Genomic DNA, 766 nt, shown 5'->3' with positions numbered 1-766 from the left:
TCATTTGTTTTCCAACTAGCTTGTGCTATCAAACCTTGTTGAATCATCTTTTGTACGATTTCTTCTGCGATTCCTCTACATTCTGTTAAATAATATCTGGCTAGACTACAGTTAGAATCTTCTACTCTCTTTAAAGGATAATAAAATGGTCTCAATCTATTTTCTTGAACAGCTTCTTTTTTTAAAGGTTCTTCAGAAAGAAACGCTAGAGCTTCTTTAAAAGAAATTCCCTTAACAAGTCGAACAAAATCAATGACATCACCTTGAATATCTCTTGAAAACCATTTAAAAGTATTAGTAGTTGAAAAAATCCGAAATGAATCGTGTTCAGGATGCTCATAGACACTGCTCGAAACTTGTTTGAAGGAGATACCTAAACGATTGGCTACATCAAGAATTGAAATTTGCTTACATTCTTCTATTTCCATGCAATATCATCATTTTGTTGTAGTATTTGGAAGTGATGGAACAGATGAGGATTCTTCTAAAGTTTTGGGAGTGGCCTTATCCAAATCATCTAACCCAGATTTCCAAACCTGTACTTGGTTGACCAATAACTTACCAGGAAGTTTAGAATAGGACAATTTAACAGTTCTTGTTTCTGTCTGATTGGTTTTTGATTGGTTGGCATTCTTTAAATCAGATACATAGGTTACATTATAAGAGACCATGGCAATGGCTTGATTCGTAGTCTGATTGACAAAGATATCTGCTTTTTCAAAATGATAATCCAAAATATAATCCTTATACACTTGGTTCATGGCAT

2 pseudogenes are annotated in these 766 nt (G+C 33.6%); both read right to left on the bottom strand.

The features are described 5' to 3' along the window. A pseudogene (locus tag CBI42_RS10980) lies at nucleotides 1-428 on the bottom strand (DNA primase); the annotation flags it as partial. Between the two features lie 9 nt (nucleotides 429-437). After that, nucleotides 438-766: pseudogene (locus CBI42_RS10975) on the bottom strand (peptidylprolyl isomerase); the annotation flags it as partial.

Source organism: Streptococcus sp. KR (genome assembly GCF_002238115.1).
In the GTDB taxonomy this organism is placed as follows: Bacteria; Bacillota; Bacilli; order Lactobacillales; family Streptococcaceae; genus Streptococcus.
Note: the sequence above shows the minus strand (reverse complement) of the source record. Positions and strands in the feature narration are given on the sequence as shown.